The sequence below is a fragment of the Plesiomonas shigelloides genome, from assembly GCF_900087055.1.
Taxonomy (GTDB): Bacteria; Pseudomonadota; Gammaproteobacteria; order Enterobacterales; family CAMTGL01; genus Plesiomonas; species Plesiomonas shigelloides.
In genome coordinates this window covers 938,352-961,897 of record NZ_LT575468.1, presented here as the reverse complement: position 1 = coordinate 961,897, position 23,546 = coordinate 938,352, and the positions used below count along the sequence as shown (strand labels likewise).

The following is a 23,546-nucleotide window of genomic DNA, read 5'->3' as shown; positions in this document are numbered from 1 at the left end:
TTACTTCAGCTTCTTGATGCGTTCAGTTTGGCTGATCACATCGGTCAGACGGATGCCGAACTTGTCGTTCACCACCACCACTTCGCCGTGCGCGATCAAGGTGCCGTTAACCATCACGTCCAGCGGCTCACCGGCAATACGCTCCAGCTCCACCACCGAACCTTGGTTCAATTGCAGCAGGTTACGGATGCTGATCTGACTGCGACCCACTTCCATGGAGATGGTCACCGGAATGTCCAGAATGCTGTCCAGACGCTTACGCTCGTTTGGATTGAGCGGCACACTTTCGTCCTGCAGCTCTTCGAGCTCGGCACGCTTGACGCCATCGTCTTCCACGCCCATTTCGCTAGCCCACTGCGCGGCCAGTTTCTCCTGATCGGTTGTCATATCACTCATCGTCTAACACCACAATTTCATCGAGTAATTTATCGCTGCCCCGGATCAGGGACAGTTCACTTTTCATCACCTCCGGCCGTTTCAGACGCTCGGTGATCTTGAGGGCCAGATTCTCATTGGCCTGCCCTAACTGGGCACGGAAGCTCGGCAGGTCTTCAACATATACCAGCAGGTTTTCCGGCATATCCACCGGAATAATGTCGCCCGCTTTCATGTTCATCAGATCGCGCAGCGTCAGATCGACATCCAACAACTTGGCGCGCAGATCGACGTTGATCTCCATGATCTCTTCGCGCAGGGCCTTGCCCCAACGCATGTCGGTGTCGCTCTTGTCACCTTGAACACCGGCATCCAGCAGTTCACGAATTGGCTCCAGCATCGAATACGGCATAGTGATGTGCACATCGCCACCGCCGCCATCGAGTTCGATATGGAACGAGCTGACGACTACCACTTCGGTCGGGCTGACGATGTTGGCCATCGCTGGGTTCACTTCGGAGTCGAGATAATCGAACTCGACATCCATCACCGGTCCCCACGCCTCTTTGTAATCACCAAAGATCAGCTTAAGCAGCATCTGGATAATTCGGCGCTCGGCAGGGGTAAATTCCCGCCCTTCCACTTTATTTGGGAAACGGCCATCACCGCCGAAGAAGTTTTCCACCAAAATGAACACTAAGCGCGCTTCAAGCGTGATCAACGCAGTGCCCTTTAGTGGGCGGAAACGCACCATGTTCAAGCTGGTCGGCACAAACAGGGTGTGCACGTATTCACCAAACTTGAGCATTTGTACGCTGTTGATCGACACTTCGGCAGTGCGGCGCATCATGTTGAACAAACTGATGCGCATGTGACGGGCAAAACGTTCGTTAATCAGCTCCAGAGTCGGCATCCGGCCACGGACAATCCGATCCTGCGAGGAAAAGTCAAAGGCCTTCACACCCTGTGATTTCGGCTGCTCCGGCGCATCGTCAACGACATCGTCCACCCCGTGTAACAGGGCATCAATTTCGTCTTGTGAGAGGATATCAGACACGGGCTACCTTACTGCATGACATAACTGGTTAACAGGATCTGTTCAACGGCAGGTGCGTTGACCAATTTTTCCATCGAATCACGCACCTCTTTGAGGGCCTGATCACGCAGCAATTCACGGCTGCGCGGATCGCGCCACTGCTCTACGGTAGCCGCAGAGAAGGACGACAAAATAATGCTTTCAATCAGAGGTAAGTTCGCTTGCACCAAGGCGCGATCGGTTTCACTGCGTACCAGCAGTTGCACCCGGATCTCCACCAAGCGATCGCGCAGACCACCGGAGACGTTAAACACGAAGGGGCGCGAGGTATTCACATACATCGCCATGGTGCCCAATACCGGCGAGAAGCCTTTTTTCGGCAGGGATTCGCTCTTATCCGCAGCAAACCAGTAGTAACTACCGGCACCCGCGCCAATCACCAGCAGCGCGATCAGGCCGATAATCAGCCAGCGTTTTTTATTATTGCCGCTGGCGTTGCCATCCAGCGTAAGGTTCTCTGCCATCTGTTCTCTTTTCCTAATAATGTCTGACGGGAGCGGGGGAAACCGTCTTACGCGTAGTAATCGACCGCGTGTGCGCTGCCGGTGACTGTGTGCTGCTGTACCGTCAGGGCCTCGTCAGTACCGACATCGCTGCCATTGCCGAGGCTGCTGCCAGAGTGTCCCGGCGCGCCGCGCAGATCCTGACCTTGACCCGACGCACCGCCTTGCTGTTGCTGGCTTTGCTGCTGAACCTGCGTTTGTCCCAGTTGGATCCCTTGCTGGGCCAGCATTTCACGCAGCCGTGGCAAGGTTTGCTCCAGTAACTCGCGCGCATGGCTGTTTTGCACCACGATCCCGACTTGCGCCTGATCCTGATTGAGGTGCAATTTAATCTGCAAATTGCCCAGCTCTGGCGGGTCCAGACGGATTTCCACCGTATCCAGCTTGCGGTTAAGCAAAAACTGTACCTGTTCTTGCAAGGCTTGCGCACTTTGTTCCGGATGACGCAGCGGCAGCGGCGTAGGCGCTTGAGGTTCAGGCTGACGCATTGCCGACAAACCGTTATTGCCCTGCGCTTGGCGCAAGCTGTCGAGAAAATCGTGGGTGGCCGCTTGTGGATGCGCGGCTGTCGCTGGGGTGTCGGTAGCCTGATGGGTGGCGGCTTTGGTCGCGGCCAGCAGGGTGCTATCCGCTTTGCTGGTCGCGTTATCGCTTGGCTCATCGGTGCCGAGCAACATTTTTAAGGCACTCTCGGTATGCTGCGAAGATACCGCCGAAGCCTCCACTTTGGGCTCGCCCACCCCTTTTAATGCCGCCGCCATTTGCTCGGCGCTGGCGTTCAGTTTGCCACTGGCATCTAATTCTACGCTCGGCACTTGCGTGCGGCCTGACACGCCGGTCAACTGACTCAAGGCGTTCAGGTTCGCTTCTTTGCTGGCACTGCCTGCGCCGCCCTCGGCACCTTTTGCTGACTGCAAGGCCTGACGGCTCGCGGTGATTTGCTGCAGCCACGGATCATCGCTGGCACTGGCCACGGTCTCGGCTTTGCTGGCTGCGCTATTGGCATCCATGCTTGGCGAAGCCTTGGCGGACGCTTCGCTCTCTGCCTCGGAAGTATCGATAGTCAGGGTCTTATCACCGCTAGCTGAGTCGTCAGCCGCCTCTTGCGGCTTAGTCGCAGCAGTGTCGGCAGTATTCGCATTGGCGTCTACCGCGAGATCTTTTTTGTCTTTATTCGCGGCCGCTTTATCTTTTTTATCGGCTTTGTGGGATTTATCCGACTTATCTGTTTTGTCGGTTTTATCGGTATTGCCCGCCTTATCGCTGGCCGCCGTGTTTGCATTGTTATCTGCTTTTTTACCGGCGGCATCTTTTTGCCGCTCATCACGCTGCTGCGCTTTGTTCAGGCATTCATCAAAGCGACCGCTCGCAGAGGCTGAGCGTGCAGAGCCCGACGTTGGAGTCGAAGTTTGAGACACGGGGCCGGCACTGCCAGCGGCGGATGGCGCGGCGGGAAGAAGAACGGATTGTGGCATCTCAACCTTCCTTAGGATAATTAATCATGCAGGGAACAGAGCGCGGCTGACCGGCCAAGCAAAATGCGGCGCAGATCAAATCGCGTCAATTACTCAACCATATGAGCAAAAAGCACGCCAACAAATTGACATCCTGCCAAGATGCTTGCGGCTAAGATAGTTGCGCCAATCATATCCGCGCGAATCACACCAGTGCGCTTTAGCACGCTACGTCACCCAACGCGGCTATCTGCTGCATGCGGATTAACGCTGAGTTTGTAAACGGCGCAGCAACTGCGCCGCCATCTCATCATTTAATTTTTGCTCTTCGCGCGCGGCTTTTTGCTGCTTTTGTTTTTCGCGGCGCTCCACCAGCATTTCGAGGGATTTGCGTTTTTGCTTGGCATCCAGCCACAGCTCACGCGCGCGGTCCGCTTGCTCTTCAAAGGTGCGGCGAGCATAGTTTTGTTTGACCAGATTCTGATCCAAATGGCCAATAAACTGCTGCAGATGGTGATATTCACTGGCATTTAAACCAGCACAACCGCGCTGTGACATCTGTTGGCAGTAGTCATAGCGATACTCATGGATCCGCTCCATCTGCGCCTCATGCATGCTCAATTGCTGGCGCGCTTGTGACAGATGGCCGGAGGCATCTTGCTCTTTTTTACCGGCTTGCTCTAACAGTAAATCCAAGGCTTTCATGTTGCATTAACCTCTGCGTCAACCACCGAGCAGAACCTGTTTCAGATCACTGACACAGCGATCAAACGGCCAGACATCTTTCATACCCTGTTGCAGGTACTCATCGACCTTCGGTTTAAAATCAATCGCCTGATCCACCCGCGGATCATTGCCGCGCTGATAAGCGCCGATGGCAATCAGATCCTGATTGCGGTTGTAGGTGGCACAAATTTGCCGCACCGCGCGTGCCATCAGTTGATGCTCATTGCTGGTAATCGCTGGCATCACTCGGCTAACCGAGCGCTCAACATCAATCGCAGGATAGTGACCGGCATCAGCCAATTGGCGCGATAACACGATGTGACCATCAAGAATGGCCCGCGATGCATCGGCAATCGGGTCTTGCAGGTCATCACCTTCACTCAGTACGGTAAAGAATGCGGTGATCGAACCCTTCCCTTCCGCGCCATTACCGGCGCGCTCCACCAGTGCCGGCAGTTTGGCAAATACCGACGGCGGATAGCCTTTGGTGGCCGGAGGCTCGCCGACCGACAGCGCGATTTCCCGCTGCGCTTGAGCAAAACGGGTCAGTGAGTCCATCAGCAGCAGCACATCTTGCCCCTGATCACGAAAATATTCGGCGACCGTTAGCGCCGTCTGACAGCCTTTCAGACGCATCAGCGGTGAAGAATCCGCCGGCGCGGCGATCACCACCGAACGACGACGCCCCTCTTCACCTAAAATCTCTTCGATAAATTCACGCACCTCACGGCCACGCTCCCCGATCAGGCCCACTACCACCACCTGCGCGGTAGTACCGCGGGTCATCATGCCGAGGGTTACCGACTTACCAACACCGGAGCCGGCAAACAGGCCAATACGCTGACCCTTGCCTACCGTCAGCATGCTGTTGATGGCCTTGATGCCGACATCCAGCACTTCATGGATCGGTTTACGTTGCAGCGGGTTAATCGGCGCAGCAGAAAAATCGGCGCTTTGCTGACAGCGCAGCGGCCCTAAGCCATCGAGCGGACGGCCAACACCATCGATAATGCGCCCTAATAGCTCCGGCCCCACCGGGATCCCTTGCTTGCTGACAATCGGCGTGACGCGCGCACCCGGTAACACGCCGGTTAACGGCTCTGTGGGCATCAAAAACAGGGTATCGCCGCTAAAGCCGACCACTTCAGCTTCCATCTCACCAGAGACAGTTTCAATCAGGCACAGGCTACCGACCGGCGCACGGCAGCCAATGGCTTCCAAGGTCAACCCGACCACGCGCACCAGTTTACCGGCCGCCACCGGCTTATCGGCAAGATTGCGGCATTGATAAGCGGCCAGCGACTCACGCAGGGACATGCGCGGTCTCCGCATCGCTGCGCTGTGGCTCAGCACTGGTATCAGAAAGGGAATTGGCCTGCTCTGGCGTTAGCTGCGCTGGAGCTGACTCATCTGGCGCGAGCTCAGGCGGTGCCGGCGGCATGCGATCATGCGCAGCCTGTACCGCTTCATCTAGTGCTTCTAAGCGGCGATGGTTCACATGGCGAAATTGCTCCAGCACTTGCGCCAGACGCTGCGCCATATCACAGCGCACTTGCGAGACATGCTCACTGACCCGCACATCGCCGCGCGCCATCGCCGGATCGGCGCGCAAACGCCAACCCTGCTCACGAATTTGCTCTGGCGAATAGTGCTGCTCAACGCACGCTAAATCCTGCGGATGCAGACAGATTAACGGATGTTCGGCAGCAACCGGCAGCGCGGCAATGGCTTGGCGCAAAGTCTCCAGCAATACTGCCGGATTGAGACTGACCTCGGTTTGCGTCACTTCGCGAGTCAGCGTCAGCACCATGTGCAGCAGTTGCTGCTCGAGCTGGGTGTCGATATCGCGCAAAGGCTGATGCAACTGACCCAGCGCCTGAGTCAACGCCTGCACATGCTGCGCGATTTCGGCTTGCCCTTCGGCAATGCCCTGCTCACGGCCTTCGGCCAGCCCTTCAGTGAAACCGGCGCTCTTACCTTCGGCGTGACCGGCGGTAAAACCTTCTTGTTTACCTTCGGCGTGACCAGCGGCAAATCCCTCATCGCGGGCGGCCTGATGAATTTGCTCCAGCTCTTCGGCAGTCAGCGCCGGTACGCTCTCTTCCTGCTCCGGCTCGGGATCCGGCCAGCGGATTGTGCGGTTATAGCCCAGCGCGTTTAAGGTGCTTTCATCCAGCACCTCGTGACTGTAATCGGGCAGCGACCAGCTTTCAAACTGCTCGGCTGCGGTCTCGTCGGGGCGCACATAGCGGCCGGTTTGACGCTCATCCATCTGGTTACCTCACCGCTTAGATAAACTGATCGCCACTGCCAGGGCTGTTGATCACAATCTCGCCGGCATCGGCCATCCGACGAATGATAGCCAGCACCTCTTTCTGGGCGGCCTCCACATCGGCGACCCGTACTGGGCCCATGGCTTCCAGATCTTCGCGCAGCATTTCCACCGCCCGTTTGGACATATTGCGGTATACCTTTTCGCGCAGGTGTTCGTCGGCGCCTTTGAGAGCCCGCTGCAGCACATCGTTCGGCACTTCGCGCAACAACATCTGAATACCGCGATCTTCCACGTCCATCAGGTTGTCGAACACAAACATCAGATCGTGGATCTGCTGAGCCAGCTCTTCGTCGTGCTCGCGCAGAGAATCCATCAATGGCGATTCGATAGAGGTGTCCAGATAGTTCATGATCTCGGCCGCCGCCTTCGGTCCACCCATCTTCGCAGACTGGGCACCGGCTTGACCGGCGAACTGTTTCTCCATGATGTCGTTCAGCTCTTGCAGCGCGGCTGGCTGAACCTCGGACAAGTTCGCTATACGCATGGTCAAATCCAGACGTACCCGCTCTGGGAACTGGGCCAAGATACTGGCCGACTGATCCGGCTCCAGATAGGCCAACACAATGGTCTGGATCTGCGGGTGTTCGTGCTGGATGATGCTGGCCACCTGACGCGCATCCATCCACTTGAGGGTATCCAAGCCTTTGGAGCCACTGGACAAGATGATCTGATCCACCAGATTGCTGGCTTTATCTTCACCCAGTGCCGCCACCAAGGCATTACGCACGAAGTCATGGCTACCGACACCAATGCTGGTGAATTTCTGGATATCATCCACAAAGCGGCGATGCACATACGACACCTGATCGTGACCCGGGTCGAGGGTGACCGCCATCTGACGGCCCAGTTTCTGCACCTGCTTAGGCTCGAGTTTGCTGAGAATGTTACCGGCGTCTTCTTCGCTCAGGCTCAGCAACAAAATCGAGGCCATCTCCAGCCCCGACATCGAGACCGAAGGGGCCAGCTCATTATCATTTGTCATGGTTTTCCAGCCAGTACTTAATTACTTGCGTTGCCAACTCAGGCTCGTTCGCGGCCAGAGCCCGCACGGCTTTCACCAGATCTTCATCTCGGTGCAAGTTCGGCAGCTCCAACATACTGCCTATCGACAGGGTGCTGTCTTCCAAATCGCTGCTGAGCAATTTGAGCTCGTCTTCTTGCAGCAATTCGTTTTCGGCATCTTCTTGCAGTTGCTTGTCGATCTTCGGATTGAGCAGACGCTGCATCGCCGGACGCACCAGCACCAGCAGCAGAACCACCACCACCAGCGCCGCAGACAGATATCGAATGCTCTGACGGAAGTTCTCACTTTCCCAGAACGCCGGCTCGGTAATATCGGCCAAGGCATCGGTAGACGCGAAAGGTACGGAGACCAGCTCCAGCACGTCGCCGCGCTTCATGTCCATACCCAAACCGCCAATCAGCAAGCGACGTAAGTTTTCCAGTTCAGCATCATTTCGCGCCACACGCACCGCATTGCCGGTATCCGGCGCCGTACCCGGCTTGTAATCCACCGCCACCGAAACGCTCATTTTCTCCAGCTGACCGGTCGCCTGACGGGTGTGCTTAATGGTGGTATCCACCTCGTAGTTACGAGTCGACTCTTTGCTAAAGCTACCGTCGGAAAGCTTGTCACCGTTTTGCAGTGCTTTAACATCCTGCGGAATTGAAGAGTCCGCCGGTGGCTGATTGCTCAGCGCGCCCGGTACGCCGGCCACACCACGGCCACGGTTCACGTTCTCGCGGCTAAACTCACTGCGCATCGCCGGTTTGTCTTGGTCAAACTGCTTTTGCGTCTGTTCGCGCTGGGTAAAATCCATCAGCACGCCGACTTCGGCGGTATAGGCGCCCATGCCCAAGACCGGGATCAGGATGGAGTCAATCTTTTCGCGCAGCGCTTTTTCTTGCTGCCGCTGTAAGTCAAATTCCCGACGCTGGGCCATTGACGCTGGATCTTGGCTGCCGGAATTCAGCAAACGACCGGTTTGATCGGAAACCGTCACCCGCGTGGTGCTCAATCCCGGTACGGCCGATGCGACCATATCCACAATCGAGTCCACCTCTTCCTGAGTCAGGCTCTTACCGGCGCGCAGCGTCACCATCACGCTGGCACTGGCGTTGTTCTGATCGCGGATAAACACGCTCTCACGCGGCAGCGCCAACAGAACCTGCGCCTTCATCACGTTGCGAATTTGCTCAATCGCCGACGCCAACTGCCGCTCACGGCTTAGCTTCAGGCGTTCCCGCTCCAGACGCTGCGAAACCCCAAAGCCCATATCACTGAGCAAGATGCTATCACCGTTATCAGCCGGTTTATCCAGCCCGGCACGGGTCAGCATCAGTTGGACTTTCTGATATTGGTCTTGAGCGACCTTGATGGTGTTGCCATCGAGTTTGTAGGGCACTTTGTTCTGGTCAAGATAGTCCAGCGTCTGCACCAACTCTTCGTTACCGTAAGTGCCAAGCGGACGCATTTCCGGCTCTTGAGCCCAGAAAAAAGCAAAGATAATCAGCGCAATACAAATTGCGACTGCCACGACCAAGATCAGCTGGCGTAGCCAGTCGACCTGCGAGAGAAATTCAAAGCGCGAGGAGCGCTCACCCAGATCCGGATTTTGTCCGGCGCTACCTGCGCCCACCGGATCGGTTGCTGTTGCTAAAGTTGTACTGGAGTCTGCCATAATTCAACCGCGTGCCGTCAGACAGGCATACTCATGATTTCTTTATAAGCTTCAAGCAGCTTATTACGTACCTGTACCGTCGCCTCAAAGGCCACGGAGGATTTTTGCCCCGCGATCATCACATCTGCCAGCCCAACACTGTGATCGCCGGCATCAAAGCGCGTCGCCATGGTGTTAGAGGCCTTTTGCAGACCGTTGACATGGTTGATGGCATCCCCTAATAAAGCAGAGAAGTCCAAAGCACTGTTCTGCGCCGTACCCGTTACCGGCAGGCTGCGCGCGGATCCCGCAGCATCCAGAGCCATGCTCTTCATTTCTTGCTGTATTGCGGACAATTCCATCCTCAAACTCCATCGTCAAAACGTCATCAGAACGACTTAAATTAAGATTAATTACCCCTCATGCAATTTAGATACCACATCCGGCGAACCAAAATGTGGCATCACTCGCACCGAAATCGCCAACCTCTGCTGTAGCAAAAAAATGCGATGCGGGATTACTGCGGGATCGCTATCCCGCTATCGCGCATGCGAGCCAGTTTGTAGCGCAAGGTGCGAGGGCTAATGCCGAGGCGCTCCGCAGTTTCGAGGCGGCGCCCATCGCAGGCGTGCAGCGCCTGTAAAATCAAGTTGGCTTCCTGCAAACGCAGGTCACCATCGAGGGTAGCCGCCGAGGTTGCGCTTATCGCAGGATCCAAGCCTGCCTCGGGTAACGCTGCGCTCAGAGCGTCTTGCTCCGCATGGCTCACTGCAGGGGAAAACTCGCTCAGGGATGGCGTCATGGCCGTTTGACACTGCTCAGGCTCCAGCAAAATGTCATGCACGCCGATTTCATCGCTAGCGGATAAGATCAAGGCGCGCTGCATCACGTTGTCCAGTTCACGCACGTTGCCCGGCCAGCGGTAACGGCGCAGCAGCTGCGCCGCGTCGGCAGTCAAACGCGGTAAGGTACTGCGCCCTGTCAGCTGATAATCACGCGCAGCATGGCGCGCGAGCAGATAATGCGCCAGCGGGATAATGTCATCCGGTCGCTCACGCAAGGCGCTCAAGTGCAGTGGAAACACATTCAAGCGATAGTAGAGATCTTCACGAAATTCGCCCTGACGCACCGCATCCAGCAGCTGCCGGTTCGAGGTCGCCAGCACCCGTACGTTCAGGCTGATAGTCTTGCGTCCCCCTAAGCGCTCCACTTCACGCTCTTGTAGCACCCGCAATAATTTCGCCTGCAGGCTAAGCGCCATCTCACTGATTTCATCCAGCAGTAAGGTACCGCCTTGCGCCTGCTCAAACTTCCCTGGACAAGCTTGCACCGCGCCGGTAAACGCGCCCTTTTCATAGCCAAACAAGGTGGCTTCCAACATGTGATCCGGGATCGCCGCGCAGTTAATCGCCACGAATGGCGCACCGGCTCGCGGTGAGTGCTGATGGATAAAACGCGCTAGCACCTCTTTACCGACCCCACTCGGCCCTTGGATCATCACCGTCGCATCGGTCGCCGCCACTTTTTCGGCTAAGGTATACAAATGGCACGAACGAGCATCATGGATCACCGGCTGACTGGCACACTCAGAGGTCAGCTCAGTACCGTACTGTTCGCTATTGTTCGACGATGGGCTATTGCTAGACAGTGGATTTTGCCGACAAAAACGGCGCATATCCTGCGCTTGCGCACTGAGCTCCTGTAATCGCTCGTACAGCTTGCGCTGAAAACGCTGTCGCTGCTCAGGCTGCAAGGCCGCCGACTGTAACTCTTCAGCGTATAGCAACGCCGATGAAAGCGGCGCATGCAGTTGATGCGCGACCGAGGCCAAGATTTGGCCCAGTGACGAACGCTGTTGCTGCTTACTCACTCGCGCCTGTAACAAGCGCGAATCGGTCAAATCAGTGATCAAGATGAGTTGCCCCGCATCGGTTGCAGACAGCGCCACCCGCACCCGTCGCCCATCACGCAGCGACACTTCATGACCATCATCTTTTTGTGGTGCAAAACAGCGTTGGATAATATCTAACCAACGCTCACCACACAGAGGCTCGCCCAGCAAACGCACTGCTTCCGCATTGGCCTCGGCCACATAACCATGCCCATTCAGCACAATCACAGCCACCGGCATCGCCGCAATCATTTGCTGATAATAGGCAGCCGGTTGCAAGAGAGGAGCGACAGGGTCAGACATGGTTCCACCTTCATTTTGCTTAAGTCGCACTGACTGAAAACAGTGATTTATGGAGAACTAAGCAAATAGCAGACCAGAGCAGCAGAATCGGTGTGGTTATCCTTAGTGTACGGTAAAAGCATCATATAAAAGCCGATGCGGTTTCAAGATAAGAACAGAAAACTCATCACATCATATCGATGTATCAATAAGCGTATATTTTGGAAAACACAAAGATGCACAAGTGCGCCGCCGTGCATATAATTCGTTAATTATATGATGAAATAATAAAATAATTAGCCAACATTATTTTATATCATTATTTAGCAATCGCACGTTTAGCTAAAATTGCAGTCAAACCCCACTGCATATATTAACTGAGCCGAATAGCTCATAGCAGCGGAAAATAAACTTTGCATACCACACTATAGCCATACTTATATTTAGCGAATCGTGCTCAATTTTACCGGTAACATTCATAATTTAAGGTAACAACCAAAATTCAGCACGATTCGCCAATTACATCAAACTAGGTGTCTCATTATGATACTTGTCATTTACGTGCAGCCACCATGATAAAAATCCTCAGCATCAAGTTGAGAGTTGAGATATGCATCGAGGCAACTGGATTCGTGGCAGCTGTAAATAAAAAAGAGAAACATCAAAAACGCATAAAAAAACACCACTACTTAAACGGAGCATCCGAAAAGTCAGTGGTGTTTGATTGGAGACAGAACTAATAAGATGTGTAACAGAACGCTTAAACGGTCAAACTGCAGCGCTTTCCTTGTTCAATCCGTACTTACGCATTTTTTCAACCAATGTTGTACGGCGCATACCCAGCATGTCTGCGGCACGGGCTACAACCCAGAACTGAGCATCCAGCGCTTGACGAATCAATCCAATCTCCAAATCAGAGAGCATCTCTTTGAGGTTCATTCCTTCCGGCGGTAACGCACCCAAAGTAGACGGTCCTTCTGACTGGCTAGCCCCTGTGGCTGGCACCGCCTCGTTGAAGATCTCAGACAGTGCGGCACGCTCTAGCTCGGTTTGTTCATCTTCATGGCTACGCGGATAACCGTGTAATGCAGACAAGTCCTGCACGGCTGGTGTGGTATTCGGCTGGAAGCTCGATACCTCAACACTGCGGTATTTCGGTGGCAAATGGCAGATATCAATCAGCTCATCCGGATACAAAATAACTAAGCGCTCCACCAAATTCGCCAACTCACGCACATTACCCGACCAAGAGTACTCGCACAGTGAGTGCAGCGCTCGCGGAGTAAAGTGAACGGAGCGAGCACCTTCGGCAGTTAAACGCGATAGCAACTCTTGCAATAGCAAAGGAATATCCTCGGCCCGCTCACGCAGTGCTGGGACATCAATCGGGAATACATTCAGACGGTAGTACAAGTCTTGGCGAAACTCACCATTGGCAATCATCTCTTCCAAGTTACGGTGTGTTGCCGCAATCACTCGCACATCCGCGCGGATGGTCTTATTGCTCCCCACACGCTCAAAGCAACGCTCTTGCAATACACGCAGCAGCTTCACCTGCATGGACATCGGCATATCGCCGATTTCATCCAAGAACAGTGTACCGCCTTCAGCCAGTTCAAAACGGCCTTTACGCGCAGAAATGGCACCGGTAAACGCACCTTTTTCGTGCCCAAACAGCTCACTTTCCAACAATTCGGCTGGAATAGCGCCGCAGTTTAACGGAACAAAAGGCCCTTCTCGACGAGCAGAGTAATAGTGGATATTACGTGCCACCACCTCTTTACCGGTACCAGACTCACCTAAAATCAGCACGTTAGCGTCAGTAGGCGCTACTTGCTCAATCATACGGCGCACATTTTGCACCGCATGGCTGCGCCCTACCAGGCTACGGAATAGACTGTTTTTACGGGTAATTTGCGGATAAGAAGCCGAGTGCTTACCTTGAAATTCGTAACAGTGCCCCAGCGCTTCGGTTAACTGAACGTAGTTGAGAGGCTCAGCCACTTCGCCAACATAGTTAGCAAGCCCTTGTAAATCCTCGCCCTGCCCAGCAAACGTAATCACAGGGATATGATGATTGATACGCAGAAAATCAATCACTGCTTGATACTGAGAATCCGTACTTGTGATACGGCCGAGCAAACAGCCTGCCCAGGAATGCTTTTCCTCCAGAGACAGCTCTACATCTCTGGATGAAACAACGATATTTTCCTGACCTATAAAGTTAAAAATAACCGTCAGAACCTCACGGCGGTGAGGCTCATCTTCTATCAGTAAAAATTTTTGCAGTCCCGGCATGATTATGTGTCTAACGTAACGATTCTAGTATTTATGGCAGCGACTATAGCAATATCAGACTACCCTATAACATGAGCTTTATTTAATATTTCGTGATTTTGTGAGGTTATTAACTAAAATCCCGTATCGCTCAGTCATAAAAGCATAACATCAGAAAAAAATTATCACAAATAATTGTGATACATATCACTGTTCTCGCTTATTTAGCAGCATCCCTAAGTTTTTGCCAATTCTGTAACGAATTTATTCCGCACCGATATGATGTAAATCTGCAGGTATTTGATCCCATGAGCTTTTTATCTCACGTAATAATTCGATAACGGTGTCAAGACCTGCTGTCTCATTATTGACATTAGCGTCAAAAACTTGACGAATCATATAGTCATATAACCCTTCAAGATTATTAGCAATCGCTTCCGCCTCTGGCGTTTCACGGGTCAAACTGGCCTTTAGGTTAGTCAATATATCAATCGCCTTTCCTAGCCGCTCACCCTTTTGCGCGGTATTTCCGGCCTGCATCGCCGCCTTACCTTGAATTAAACGCTCAATAGCGCCGGCAAGCAGCATCTGAATAATCCGGTGTGGTGATGCCGCATCTAACTGACTGTCTACGGATACTTTTTTATAAGCTTGTAATGTGCCACGCATTATTTAAATTCACCTTTACTGCATAAATTCCAATGCAACTTACTGCGTACTGACTTGGCGATACGCATTAATCCCACGCTGGCCGCGTTTGCGCACAGCCAGCTTATCACCACACTCCTGCTTCGCGGTTTGCGCTAAGCAAAGCAAACTTTGCGTCTCTAGCAATAACTGCTGCTTATTCTCGACCGACAATGTTGGTATCAGGCGTTGCAACAGCTGCTGACGCTGTCCCATCAACTGTAAGATCTCATCTGGATCCGGATCCGCATCTGGGGCAAACAATTCACGAAGGCGGGTATCTAGCGCGCTGATTTCCACTAGCATGGTGTACTCCGCATAAAATTAGGCCAATGAGGACATCAAGGTGCTCATTTGCTGGTTCATCTGAGCAATCGACTGATCCAGGGCGCTAAACTGCGCTGTCACTCGAGCTTCGTACTCTTTCATGTGCTTTTCAAACGCACTAATCTGAGTATCTAACTTGCTCTTTTGCTCTTGTAGGGTTTTATCTTTTTCAGTCAGAGTGCCGCCAGTCCCCACATAGTCTTTCATCAGGGATTCCATTTTCCCGATGATACCGTCTTTTCCACCGAACATATCACCGGCTTGGGTAAAGTGCTTCTCTAACGCGCCATCCAGCTTTTTATCATCAATCTGAAGCTTACCGTCACGATCCGAGGTGATCCCTAAGTCAGCCAAGAATTTGATGTCTTTGTTGTTTTCGTCTGGAGCAGTCAGGATACCGCGCATCTCGGTATTTAGCGAACGAGTCAGACTATCGCCGGTCAGTGGGGCGGCTTTTTTTGTCTCTTTGTTGTATTTCGTTAGCTCAGTTGTAACGTCAATTACCTTGTTATAGGCATCGACAAACTTCTTCAGACTATCCTTTACTCCATCGCGATCGTAGTCGATGGTAATACGATTGGTCTTATAAGCATCCCCCACTTTTTCTGACACATCCGTCAGCTCCAAGGTGATGCCTTGAATAGCATTCTTCACCTTGTTGGTACTGCTCGTCATCTTCTGGCCATCAACGGTAAATTCAGCATCTTTAGCCGGTTGAGTTGACTGCCCGGCCAACATATTTGTCAGCTCTGTAGAGCCTGAGCCTGCTACGGTAAATTGATTCTCTTCACCGGTATCTTGCCCCACCAAGACAAGACGACTTGTACCATCATTTCCGGCAAGGATAGTAGCTTTTACACCTTTATTATCAGGTGACTTGTTGATGGCATCAGCCACCTCTTTAAGGCTACTTCCCTCTTTGATATCAACACTGAAGGTTTCTGAGCCATCTTTACCCACAGAAAAATCGAGTGTACCAGAGAATTTAGCGTCCGCATTCACTCCGTTCAGCGTTGTTTTTTGTTCACTAGCTAATTGCTGAACAGAAATATCAAAGTTTCCGGAGATAGCATTTTTATCTGCTGTCGCACTAAATGGCTGATCTTTACCATTAATTGTTACGCTGCGTTTTTCAAATGCTTCATCTTTCTGCATTTTTTCCAGCATATCTTTAAACTCAGACAGGCTGGACTTAAGTTGACCATAGGAAGAGAGCTGAGTGTCCAGTTTGGTTTGCTGGCTCTGGAACTGCTTCATTTTTGGTGTTGCTTCCGCTTTCACCATCATGTTAACCCAATCAGTGATCGGTAAGCCTGAGCCGATTCCCGGTGCACGCATAGTTTTCCCCTTCCTACATCATTTATTCGTTATCGCTGAGCAATAGTGTTTCAGCACAGCATCTATATCTCGGTGCGTTATACTTCGGTTTTAAGCAAAATTCCTGCCGCTTTGTCCGCCATTTGGCGCGCAATCACCAGCATATCCTCTGACGGGATCTGGCGGATCACCTCACCGCTGCGCTTATCCAACACTGAGACCACTTGGTTGCCCGACTTTTCATCAATACTAAACGCCAGCCCACGCTGCATGCTGTTCATGAATTTTTCAATCTGTGCGGTTACTTCACTTAAATCACTCTCTTCAAGATTTTTATCAACAAAATTGTGATTTTGCGGCGACGTATGCTCAGATGTCAGCATCTTGCCGGTGTTTTCGGCAAAATGAGCGTCGACAGAAGAAGAATGCTGTTTAGCCTGACGATTAATAGAATCAGTTGAAGGCAGCAGACTTGCTGCATGAGAAGAGATATCCATAAAGGAGCCTCTTAATCAGGATGTTTCAGATAATAAAAAGGGAGCAACGCTCCCTTTTTTATACTTGGCTGAGAAAGAATTAACCCAGCAGAGACAGCGCTGCTTGTGGCAGAGCTTTCGCTTGAGCCAGCATCGCGCCACCTGCTTGTTGCAGGATCTGCTGCTTGGTCATGTTGGTCGTTTCTTTCGCGAAGTCTACGTCCATGATACGGCTACGGCCAGCAGCGGAGTTTTCAGAGATGTTCTCCAGGTTGCTGATGGTGCTGCTCAGACGGTTTTGCAGCGCACCCAGATCAGCACGCTGGCTGTCGATTTGCTTCAGAGATGAGTCGATAACCAGCAGTGCTTTGTTAGAGCCGGACTGGGTAGACATATCGATGTCAGCCATAGAAATGGTAGCAGAAGCAGCAGCACCAGCAGCAGCCCCTTTAGCACCAATTTTGCTAGCGCTGATGATCTCCAGTTTGCCAGATGCATTTACAGATGCTGTTGCACCACTTTTACCAGACTGCTTATTAATTTCCTCTGCAACTTTGCTCAGGTCTACTTTACCATCGCCACCCATACATTTATTCATGGTTGCAGTATTGATAGTTGCAATCGCTTTACCATCAGCGCCACTGATAGCAAAACTAGTAGTTCCTGGAGTACCAGCAGTGCCAACAGTAACCTCTTTTGCACTCATCGTCACTGAATGAACTTTTGTTTTCAGATCGCTAGCTTTAGTACTGTTCAGGCTCAGGTTGATGGTTTCACCAGCTTCAGAACCTACCTGCAGTGCACGGCTACCGAAAGAACCATCCAGCAGTTTTTGGCCACCGAAAGAGGTAGTATTCGCGATACGATCCAGTTCAGTAGACAGAGCAGACACTTCTTTTTGGATTGCCGCACGGTCATCCGCAGAGTTAGTACCGTTAGCAGATTGCAGCGCTTTTTCACGCATAGTTTGCATGATGTTGGTAGATTCTTGCATTGCACCTTCAGCAGTTTGTGCAATGGAGATACCGTCGTTAGCGTTCTTTGCTGCCACATCCAGACCATTGATCTGAGAGGTCAGACGGTTGGAGATCTGCAGGCCAGCAGCATCATCTTTTGCAGAGTTGATACGGCTACCAGTAGACAGACGCTGGATGGATACGTTCAGCGCGTTGTTGGTTTTGTTCAGGTTACGCTGGGCATTCAGCGCGGTTACGTTGGTATTTACAGTAATAGCCATGCTTGTAATCTCCGTTAAACTTGCCGCCCAGCATACTGCCCGCAGCAACTTATTGATTGTGTTACGTCATTACTTATCGGCACTGCCGACAACAACATTAGCCCATTGATCAATTTTTTATTTTCATCGCTAGAACTAACGTTGCAGCCAGCATGCTGACTGCTTGTAATAGTTAATCGGCGGACGCTAGAAAACTTGAAGAATAAATTTCACCAATTCACACAATGCATTGATTAAAAAGAGTTTATTTATTTTCCGCGATGTAAACCCCGGATAAAAACACACCGATATGTCACCAATCGTATTGGCACAAGTTATGCTTGAGACTTGCCATAACGAGTTTGCAACGCGGCATGTCAAGAAATCGACTTCCTATAGAGGATGCATTCCCTTTGCAGCCCTTCACTAATGAATTAATGGCGTATCTATGTTTAATGACAAAGTGATTCTGGTAACCGGCGGTACTGGCTCTTTCGGTCACCAGTTTGTTGAAATGACTCTGGCCAAATACAACCCTAAAAAAATCATCATTTATTCACGTGATGAAATGAAACAATGGGATATGGCTAAGAAATATCCAAACGAAAAACGCCTGCGCTTTTTCATTGGTGACGTGCGTGATAAAGATCGTTTAATGCGTGCACTGGATGGCGTTGATTTTGTTGTGCACGCCGCCGCAACTAAAATTGTGCCTACCGCTGAATACAATCCGTTTGAATGCATCAAAACCAATATCAATGGTGCCATGAACCTAATTGATGCCTGCATCGATAAAGGTATTCAAAAAGTTGTCGCACTGTCTACAGATAAAGCTAGCAGCCCTGCGAACTTGTATGGGGCGACTAAGTTAGCCTCAGATAAGCTCTTTGTTGCGGGCAACTCTTACTCTGGTGCTAACAAAACCCGCTTTGCCGTTGTTCGCTATGGCAATGTGATGGGATCTCGCGGTTCAGTTATTCCATTTTTCCTGTCAATCAAAGACAAAGGCGTTCTGCCAGTAACAGATCCGCGCATGACACGCTTTATGATCACGCTAGAGCAAGGTGTTGAACTCATTTGGCATGCCTTCGCAGATATGGTGGGTGGCGAGATTTACGTTAAGAAAAGCCCGTCGATGAATATCACAGATATTGCAGCAACGATCGCACCGGAAGCACAACAAGAAATTGTCGGTATCCGTCCAGGTGAGAAACTGCATGAACAAATGATTGGTGTTGAAGACTCCTACTACACCTACGAATACCCTGAACATTATAAAATCCTACCCGCAATCCATGAGTGGCATGCATCTCCTGAGCGTATCAAAGATGGTAAGAAAGTGACTGAAGGCTTTGTTTATTCCAGTGATAACAACACTGAATGGATGAGCAAAGATACGCTTCAGACATGGATTGAGCTGAACCAAGCTAAAATTGGGAGTATCTGATTCATGATCCCTTACGGTAGACAGCAGATCTCTCAGGATGATATTGATGCCGTTGTTGCTGTATTGCAGTCGGATTTCTTAACTCAAGGGCCACAAGTGCCGGCCTTTGAGTTGGCTTTACAGCAAGCTACCGGCGCTCAATATGCTCTGGCTGTCAACAGTGCGACATCGGCGTTACATATTGCCTGTATGGCGCTCGGATTAGGTGTTGGCGATCGTTTATGGACAACACCGATTACCTTCGTCGCATCCGCTAACTGTGCCCGCTATTGTGGTGCCGATGTCGATTTTGTCGATATTGACCCCGTGACCTATAACTTGTGCCCACAGCAGCTGGAGAAAAAACTCAAGCAGGCTCAACAAAACGGTACCCTGCCAAAAATTGTTGTGCCGGTACATTTATGCGGCTATCCATGCGATATGGCAGCCATTTATGCGCTATCGCAAGAGTACGGCTTTCATATCATCGAAGATGCCTCGCACGCAATTGGGGGGCAATACCATGGCGAACCCATCGGTAACTGCCGATACTCCGACATCACGATTTTTAGCTTTCATCCGGTAAAAATCGTCACCACCGCCGAAGGTGGCGCTGCATTGACCAACTGCCCAGAATTAGCCGAGCGCATGGCACTGCTACGCAGCCATGGCATCACCCGAGAGCCATCAAGAATGCAGGGCGAAAGTCACGGTAGTTGGTATTACCAACAAATTGACCTTGGCTATAACTACCGTATGACCGAATTACAAGCCGCGCTCGGCGTTTCTCAAATGACACGCTTAGATGAGTTTGTTACGCGCCGCCATCAACTGGCCCAACGTTATCATGCAGCGCTACATGATTTACCGCTAACGCGGCCATTGTTCAGCCAACAAGATGCTTATTCTGCTCTTCATCTGTATGTGATCCGGCTTCAACGTTCAAAACTCAACAAAACACGGCGAGACATTTTTGATACGCTGAGAAATGCCGGAATCGGTGTCAATATTCACTATATCCCTGTTCATACCCAGCCTTATTATCAAAACTTAGGTTTTCAAATTGGCGAGTACCCGATAGCTGAAGCCTATTATGAAGACGCTATTTCATTACCTATGTTTGCGGCAATGACAGATCAGCAGCAAGACACCGTAATCGAAGTACTGCGTACCATTTTACAGGATGCACAACTGTGAAAATTGCATTGATCCCAGCACGAGGTGGTAGCAAGCGTATCCCTCATAAAAACATTCGTCCCTTTGCTGGAAAACCGATCATTGCTTACTCCATCGAAGCAGCTCTGCAAGCGGGCTGCTTCGATGCTGTCGTTGTATCGACTGATGATCCTGCAATCGCCGAGGTGGCGCAGCAATATGGTGCTGAAGTCCCCTTTATGCGGCCTGCGGATATTGCCAACGATTACGCGACAACTACGGATGTAATTCGACATGCTTTGCTGTGGTTTCACCAGCAGCAACAGCCCGTAGATGTATTGTGTTGCCTGTATGCCACGGCCCCTTTTGTACGTGCTGAAGATTTGTTGGCGGGATATCATTTATTGGCACAAGACGATACCGACTATGTATTCAGTGCCACCCGCTATGCTTTTCCGATCCAACGTGCGATTAGACTCGATGCCCAGCAACGAGTGAGCATGTTTCAACCTGAACACTTAAGCACTCGCTCACAAGACTTGCCTGAAGCATTTCATGATGCAGGCCAGTTTTACTGGGGAACCGCTGATGCTTTTTTAAATGGCAAACCTATCTTCTCCCCTGCTGCGCGCGCCATGATTTTACCCCGTCAGCGAGTACAGGATATTGATACACCTGAAGACTGGGAATATGCAGAGCTCATGTTTCGGTTATTGCACGATGAAAACTGAAAAGCCACGCCATATCCTTATTAGAGCCGACGCCTCAGCACTGATTGGTACGGGACATGTGATGCGCTGTATGGTCTTAGCACAGCATCTCACCGTATTAGGCTGTCAGGTTCATTTCATTTGCCGCGATTTACCAGGCAATCTGAATGATTATATTGCCGCTCATGGATATGGCATCACCGTATTACCTGATAATGCAGAATCCGTTACGTGGCAAGATGATGTTGCGAATATCATTACGCAACATGCGCACGCCGATGGGGTGATAGTTGATCACTATCAGCTAGGAAAAGAATGGGAGTCCGCAATTAGCACCCATTTTGCATGTCCTCTGCTGGCAATTGATGACATGAATCGTCCTCATCAGAGCGATTTAATCTTGGATCAAAATCTCTGGCCAGCCGGAAGTCAACGTTACTTAAATAGTCCAGGAACCCATCTTATCGGTCCTGAATACGCTTTATTACGGCCAAGTTTTGCCTCACTGAGAGAACAGCATTTACCCAGAGAAAATCAATTATTGGTCTGCTTTGGCGGTAGCGATCCAACGGGAGAGTGTGAAAAATTCTTACGCGCGGTACAAGAGATGCCCGCACTTCCCTTCACGGTTATCTTGATTGCCGGTCGAGCTAATTTGCGCTATCCGCAATTACAGGCAATCGCGGAAAACACGGATGTGTTGCTATATGCGCATCGCGATGATTTTGAACAACTGTTAGCTACCTCACATTACATGATTGGTGCATCTGGCAGTAGTAATTGGGAACGCCTGTGCTTAAACACGCCAGCTTCGGTGGTCTGTGTTGCGGATAATCAGCGTGATACATCCGAACATCTAGCGAATCTAGGTGCTATACGCTACCTAGGAGAAGCTCAACTCCTGAATTCTGCAGACTATTATGCTGAATTAACCTGGCTCATCCAACATTGGACTGCTCTTCCTACTTTATCGCCAATCACCATTGACGGTAATGGCGCAATTATTACAGCTAATTCATTTTTCAGGATACTCACATGCTGAAATTAACTCCGATGGATGATAAACATCTCGAACAGGTACTTGCATGGCGTAATCATCCAGATGTACGAAAAAACATGTATACAACGCATGTTATTTCATACGAAGAGCACTCGGTATGGTTCTCAAAAATTAAACATGACCCATCCTATGCTTATTTTATAGCCTATGCAGATATCGTACCCATGGGAGTTATTGCTTTTTCAGATATTAACCCAGCTGATAAATCCGCATCATGGGCATTTTACGCGGCGCAGCCTGCGCCACTTAAAGCTGGGAGCCTGTTAGAGTTTTACGCTTTAGAATATGCATTCCATAATTTGCAATTAGAACGTTTACGCTGTGAAGTTCTTGACTTCAATCACTCGGTGATAAAATTACACCAACGTTTTGGTTTTATTGCGCAGGATATTTGCTCAAATCATGGACAACACCAAGTCGTACATTTAGCGATAACCCGCACTATTTGGCAAGAATATCGTACTGTTATTGCAAAAAAATTGAAAATCACATTATGAATAAATACATTGAAATCGATGGTCGCCGTATTGGTGCAGACTACCCACCTTATATTATTGCTGAATTGTCAGCAAACCATAATGGCGATATCAACCGTGCAATCCAGATCATAGACGCAGCCAAACAAGCAGGCGCAGATGCTGTTAAATTGCAGACTTACACCGCAGACACTATCACCATTGAGCATGACAGTGATGAGTTCAAAATTCATGGTGGCTTGTGGGATGGTGAAACTCTGTATTCTCTCTATCAAAAAGCCCATCTACCGTGGGAATGGCATCAACCGCTATTCGAACATGCCAAAAAACTGGGAATTACGATATTTAGTTCGCCATTTGATTTTACTGCAGTAGATTTACTCGAACAGTTAGACGCACCCGCGTATAAAATTGCGTCATTTGAATTGGTTGATTTACCACTTATTCGCCGCGTCGCCCAAACCGGTAAGCCGATGATTATGTCAACGGGGATGGCAACTGCTGAAGAAATAGCAGAGGCCGTGAATACTGCACGCTCACATGGCTGCCAACAGCTCATATTGCTGCATTGTGTGAGTGGTTACCCTGCCCCCGCAGAGCAATATAATTTGCGGACAATTCCTGATATGGCACAACGCTTTAATAGCATCACGGGATTATCCGATCACACCTTGGATAATGCCACGGCGATTGCATCCGTCGCTCTAGGCGCTTGTGTGATAGAAAAACATGTGACTCTTGATCGCTCAGCCGGTGGACCGGATGACAGCTTTTCACTAGATCCCAATGAACTGACTCGTTTATGCCAAGATACCCGAACAGCATGGTCAGCTTTAGGCTGCGCGACCTATGAACGAACAGAAGCTGAAAAAGGCAACGTCAAGTTCCGACGCTCATTATATGTAGTAAAAGATATTGCTGTAGGAGAACAACTGAACGCTGATAACATTCGTAGCATTCGACCAGGCTTTGGCTTATCGCCACGATATTATGATGAAGTCCTAGGGAGAGTAGCCCATCGCCCATTAAAAAAAGGGACCGCCTTGTCGTGGGACGATATCAGTAATGGCTAACAGCTAAATAACCGCTCAAAGTAA

The 23,546-nt window shown here is 50.8% G+C and carries 23 protein-coding genes; 6 read left to right on the top strand and 17 right to left on the bottom strand.

The window, feature by feature from the left end:
- The 17 genes from fliN to NCTC9997_RS04165 all read right to left on the bottom strand — a co-directional run bounded on the left by fliN (position 1) and on the right by NCTC9997_RS04165 (position 17,643).
- The gene (gene fliN, locus NCTC9997_RS04245) at positions 1-396 is read right to left on the bottom strand and encodes a flagellar motor switch protein FliN (protein WP_036768569.1); all 396 of its coding nucleotides are present in this window, start codon (positions 394-396) and stop codon (positions 1-3) included.
- Positions 389-1,432, bottom strand: a complete 1,044-nt coding sequence (fliM, locus tag NCTC9997_RS04240) for a flagellar motor switch protein FliM (RefSeq protein WP_010862190.1) — start codon at positions 1,430-1,432, stop codon at positions 389-391. The genes fliN and fliM overlap by 8 nt, the downstream gene beginning before the upstream one ends.
- 8 nt (positions 1,433-1,440) lie before the next feature.
- Positions 1,441-1,935: a flagellar basal body-associated FliL family protein gene (locus NCTC9997_RS04235; RefSeq protein WP_010862191.1), complete on the bottom strand. Its 495-nt coding sequence runs from the start codon at positions 1,933-1,935 to the stop codon at positions 1,441-1,443.
- Between the two features lie 47 nt (positions 1,936-1,982).
- Positions 1,983-3,449, bottom strand: a complete 1,467-nt coding sequence (locus NCTC9997_RS04230; RefSeq protein ID WP_064977403.1) for a flagellar hook-length control protein FliK — start codon at positions 3,447-3,449, stop codon at positions 1,983-1,985.
- Between the two features lie 243 nt (positions 3,450-3,692).
- Complete coding sequence (fliJ, locus tag NCTC9997_RS04225; protein ID WP_010862193.1) at positions 3,693-4,133, bottom strand: flagellar export protein FliJ; 441 nt, start codon at positions 4,131-4,133, stop codon at positions 3,693-3,695.
- Positions 4,134-4,151: 18 nt separating this feature from the next.
- The gene (fliI, locus tag NCTC9997_RS04220; RefSeq protein ID WP_064977402.1) at positions 4,152-5,471 is read right to left on the bottom strand and encodes a flagellar protein export ATPase FliI; all 1,320 of its coding nucleotides are present in this window, start codon (positions 5,469-5,471) and stop codon (positions 4,152-4,154) included.
- The gene (gene fliH / locus NCTC9997_RS04215; RefSeq protein ID WP_052181454.1) at positions 5,458-6,426 is read right to left on the bottom strand and encodes a flagellar assembly protein FliH; all 969 of its coding nucleotides are present in this window, start codon (positions 6,424-6,426) and stop codon (positions 5,458-5,460) included. Before fliH ends, fliI begins: the two co-directional genes overlap by 14 nt.
- Before the next feature lie 16 nt (positions 6,427-6,442).
- A complete protein-coding gene (gene fliG / locus NCTC9997_RS04210) occupies positions 6,443-7,471 on the bottom strand; it encodes a flagellar motor switch protein FliG (RefSeq protein WP_010862196.1) in 1,029 nt (342 codons plus the stop codon).
- Positions 7,461-9,170, bottom strand: a complete 1,710-nt coding sequence (gene fliF / locus NCTC9997_RS04205) for a flagellar basal-body MS-ring/collar protein FliF (protein ID WP_010862197.1) — start codon at positions 9,168-9,170, stop codon at positions 7,461-7,463. The genes fliG and fliF overlap by 11 nt, the downstream gene beginning before the upstream one ends.
- Positions 9,171-9,187: 17 nt before the next feature.
- The gene (fliE, locus tag NCTC9997_RS04200) at positions 9,188-9,511 is read right to left on the bottom strand and encodes a flagellar hook-basal body complex protein FliE (protein ID WP_010862198.1); all 324 of its coding nucleotides are present in this window, start codon (positions 9,509-9,511) and stop codon (positions 9,188-9,190) included.
- A 155-nt stretch (positions 9,512-9,666) separates the two neighbouring features.
- Positions 9,667-11,343, bottom strand: coding sequence for a sigma 54-interacting transcriptional regulator (locus NCTC9997_RS15405; protein ID WP_064977401.1), 1,677 nt, complete (start codon positions 11,341-11,343; stop codon positions 9,667-9,669).
- A gap of 747 nt (positions 11,344-12,090) precedes the next feature.
- Positions 12,091-13,620: a sigma-54 dependent transcriptional regulator gene (locus NCTC9997_RS04190; protein ID WP_039045266.1), complete on the bottom strand. Its 1,530-nt coding sequence runs from the start codon at positions 13,618-13,620 to the stop codon at positions 12,091-12,093.
- 243 nt (positions 13,621-13,863) lie between these two features.
- On the bottom strand, positions 13,864-14,268 hold the full coding sequence (gene fliS, locus NCTC9997_RS04185; protein WP_039045265.1) for a flagellar export chaperone FliS: 405 nt from the start codon (positions 14,266-14,268) through the stop codon (positions 13,864-13,866).
- Between the two features lie 39 nt (positions 14,269-14,307).
- Positions 14,308-14,592, bottom strand: a complete 285-nt coding sequence (locus NCTC9997_RS04180) for a hypothetical protein (RefSeq protein ID WP_039045264.1) — start codon at positions 14,590-14,592, stop codon at positions 14,308-14,310.
- Positions 14,593-14,610: 18 nt separating this feature from the next.
- Positions 14,611-15,951 carry a flagellar filament capping protein FliD gene (gene fliD, locus NCTC9997_RS04175; protein ID WP_064977400.1) on the bottom strand — a complete coding sequence of 447 codons (1,341 nt, stop codon included), beginning with the start codon at positions 15,949-15,951 and terminating at the stop codon, positions 14,611-14,613.
- 77 nt (positions 15,952-16,028) lie between these two features.
- Positions 16,029-16,427, bottom strand: coding sequence for a flagellar protein FlaG (locus NCTC9997_RS04170; protein WP_064977399.1), 399 nt, complete (start codon positions 16,425-16,427; stop codon positions 16,029-16,031).
- A 79-nt stretch (positions 16,428-16,506) separates the two neighbouring features.
- Positions 16,507-17,643 (bottom strand): flagellin, encoded by a 1,137-nt coding sequence (locus NCTC9997_RS04165; RefSeq protein ID WP_064977398.1) that lies wholly within the window; start codon positions 17,641-17,643, stop codon positions 16,507-16,509.
- A 427-nt stretch (positions 17,644-18,070) separates the two neighbouring features.
- Here NCTC9997_RS04165 and pseB point away from each other — a divergent pair, with 427 nt between their 5' ends.
- Genes pseB through pseI form a run of 6 tightly spaced genes read left to right on the top strand, consistent with a single transcriptional unit; the run spans position 18,071 to position 23,522 of the window.
- Entirely contained in the window at positions 18,071-19,069 is a 999-nt protein-coding gene (gene pseB, locus NCTC9997_RS04160) for a UDP-N-acetylglucosamine 4,6-dehydratase (inverting) (RefSeq protein ID WP_064977397.1), read from the top strand.
- 3 nt (positions 19,070-19,072) lie between these two features.
- Positions 19,073-20,245 (top strand): UDP-4-amino-4,6-dideoxy-N-acetyl-beta-L-altrosamine transaminase, encoded by a 1,173-nt coding sequence (pseC, locus tag NCTC9997_RS04155; RefSeq protein ID WP_064977396.1) that lies wholly within the window; start codon positions 19,073-19,075, stop codon positions 20,243-20,245.
- Positions 20,242-20,934 carry a pseudaminic acid cytidylyltransferase gene (pseF, locus tag NCTC9997_RS04150; RefSeq protein WP_064977395.1) on the top strand — a complete coding sequence of 231 codons (693 nt, stop codon included), beginning with the start codon at positions 20,242-20,244 and terminating at the stop codon, positions 20,932-20,934. The genes pseC and pseF overlap by 4 nt, the downstream gene beginning before the upstream one ends.
- Positions 20,924-21,955 (top strand): UDP-2,4-diacetamido-2,4,6-trideoxy-beta-L-altropyranose hydrolase, encoded by a 1,032-nt coding sequence (pseG, locus tag NCTC9997_RS04145; protein ID WP_064977394.1) that lies wholly within the window; start codon positions 20,924-20,926, stop codon positions 21,953-21,955. The genes pseF and pseG overlap by 11 nt, the downstream gene beginning before the upstream one ends.
- A complete protein-coding gene (pseH, locus tag NCTC9997_RS04140; RefSeq protein WP_064977393.1) occupies positions 21,949-22,470 on the top strand; it encodes a UDP-4-amino-4,6-dideoxy-N-acetyl-beta-L-altrosamine N-acetyltransferase in 522 nt (173 codons plus the stop codon). Before pseG ends, pseH begins: the two co-directional genes overlap by 7 nt.
- Complete coding sequence (gene pseI, locus NCTC9997_RS04135) at positions 22,467-23,522, top strand: pseudaminic acid synthase (protein ID WP_064977392.1); 1,056 nt, start codon at positions 22,467-22,469, stop codon at positions 23,520-23,522. Before pseH ends, pseI begins: the two co-directional genes overlap by 4 nt.
- Positions 23,523-23,546 lie beyond the last annotated feature (24 nt).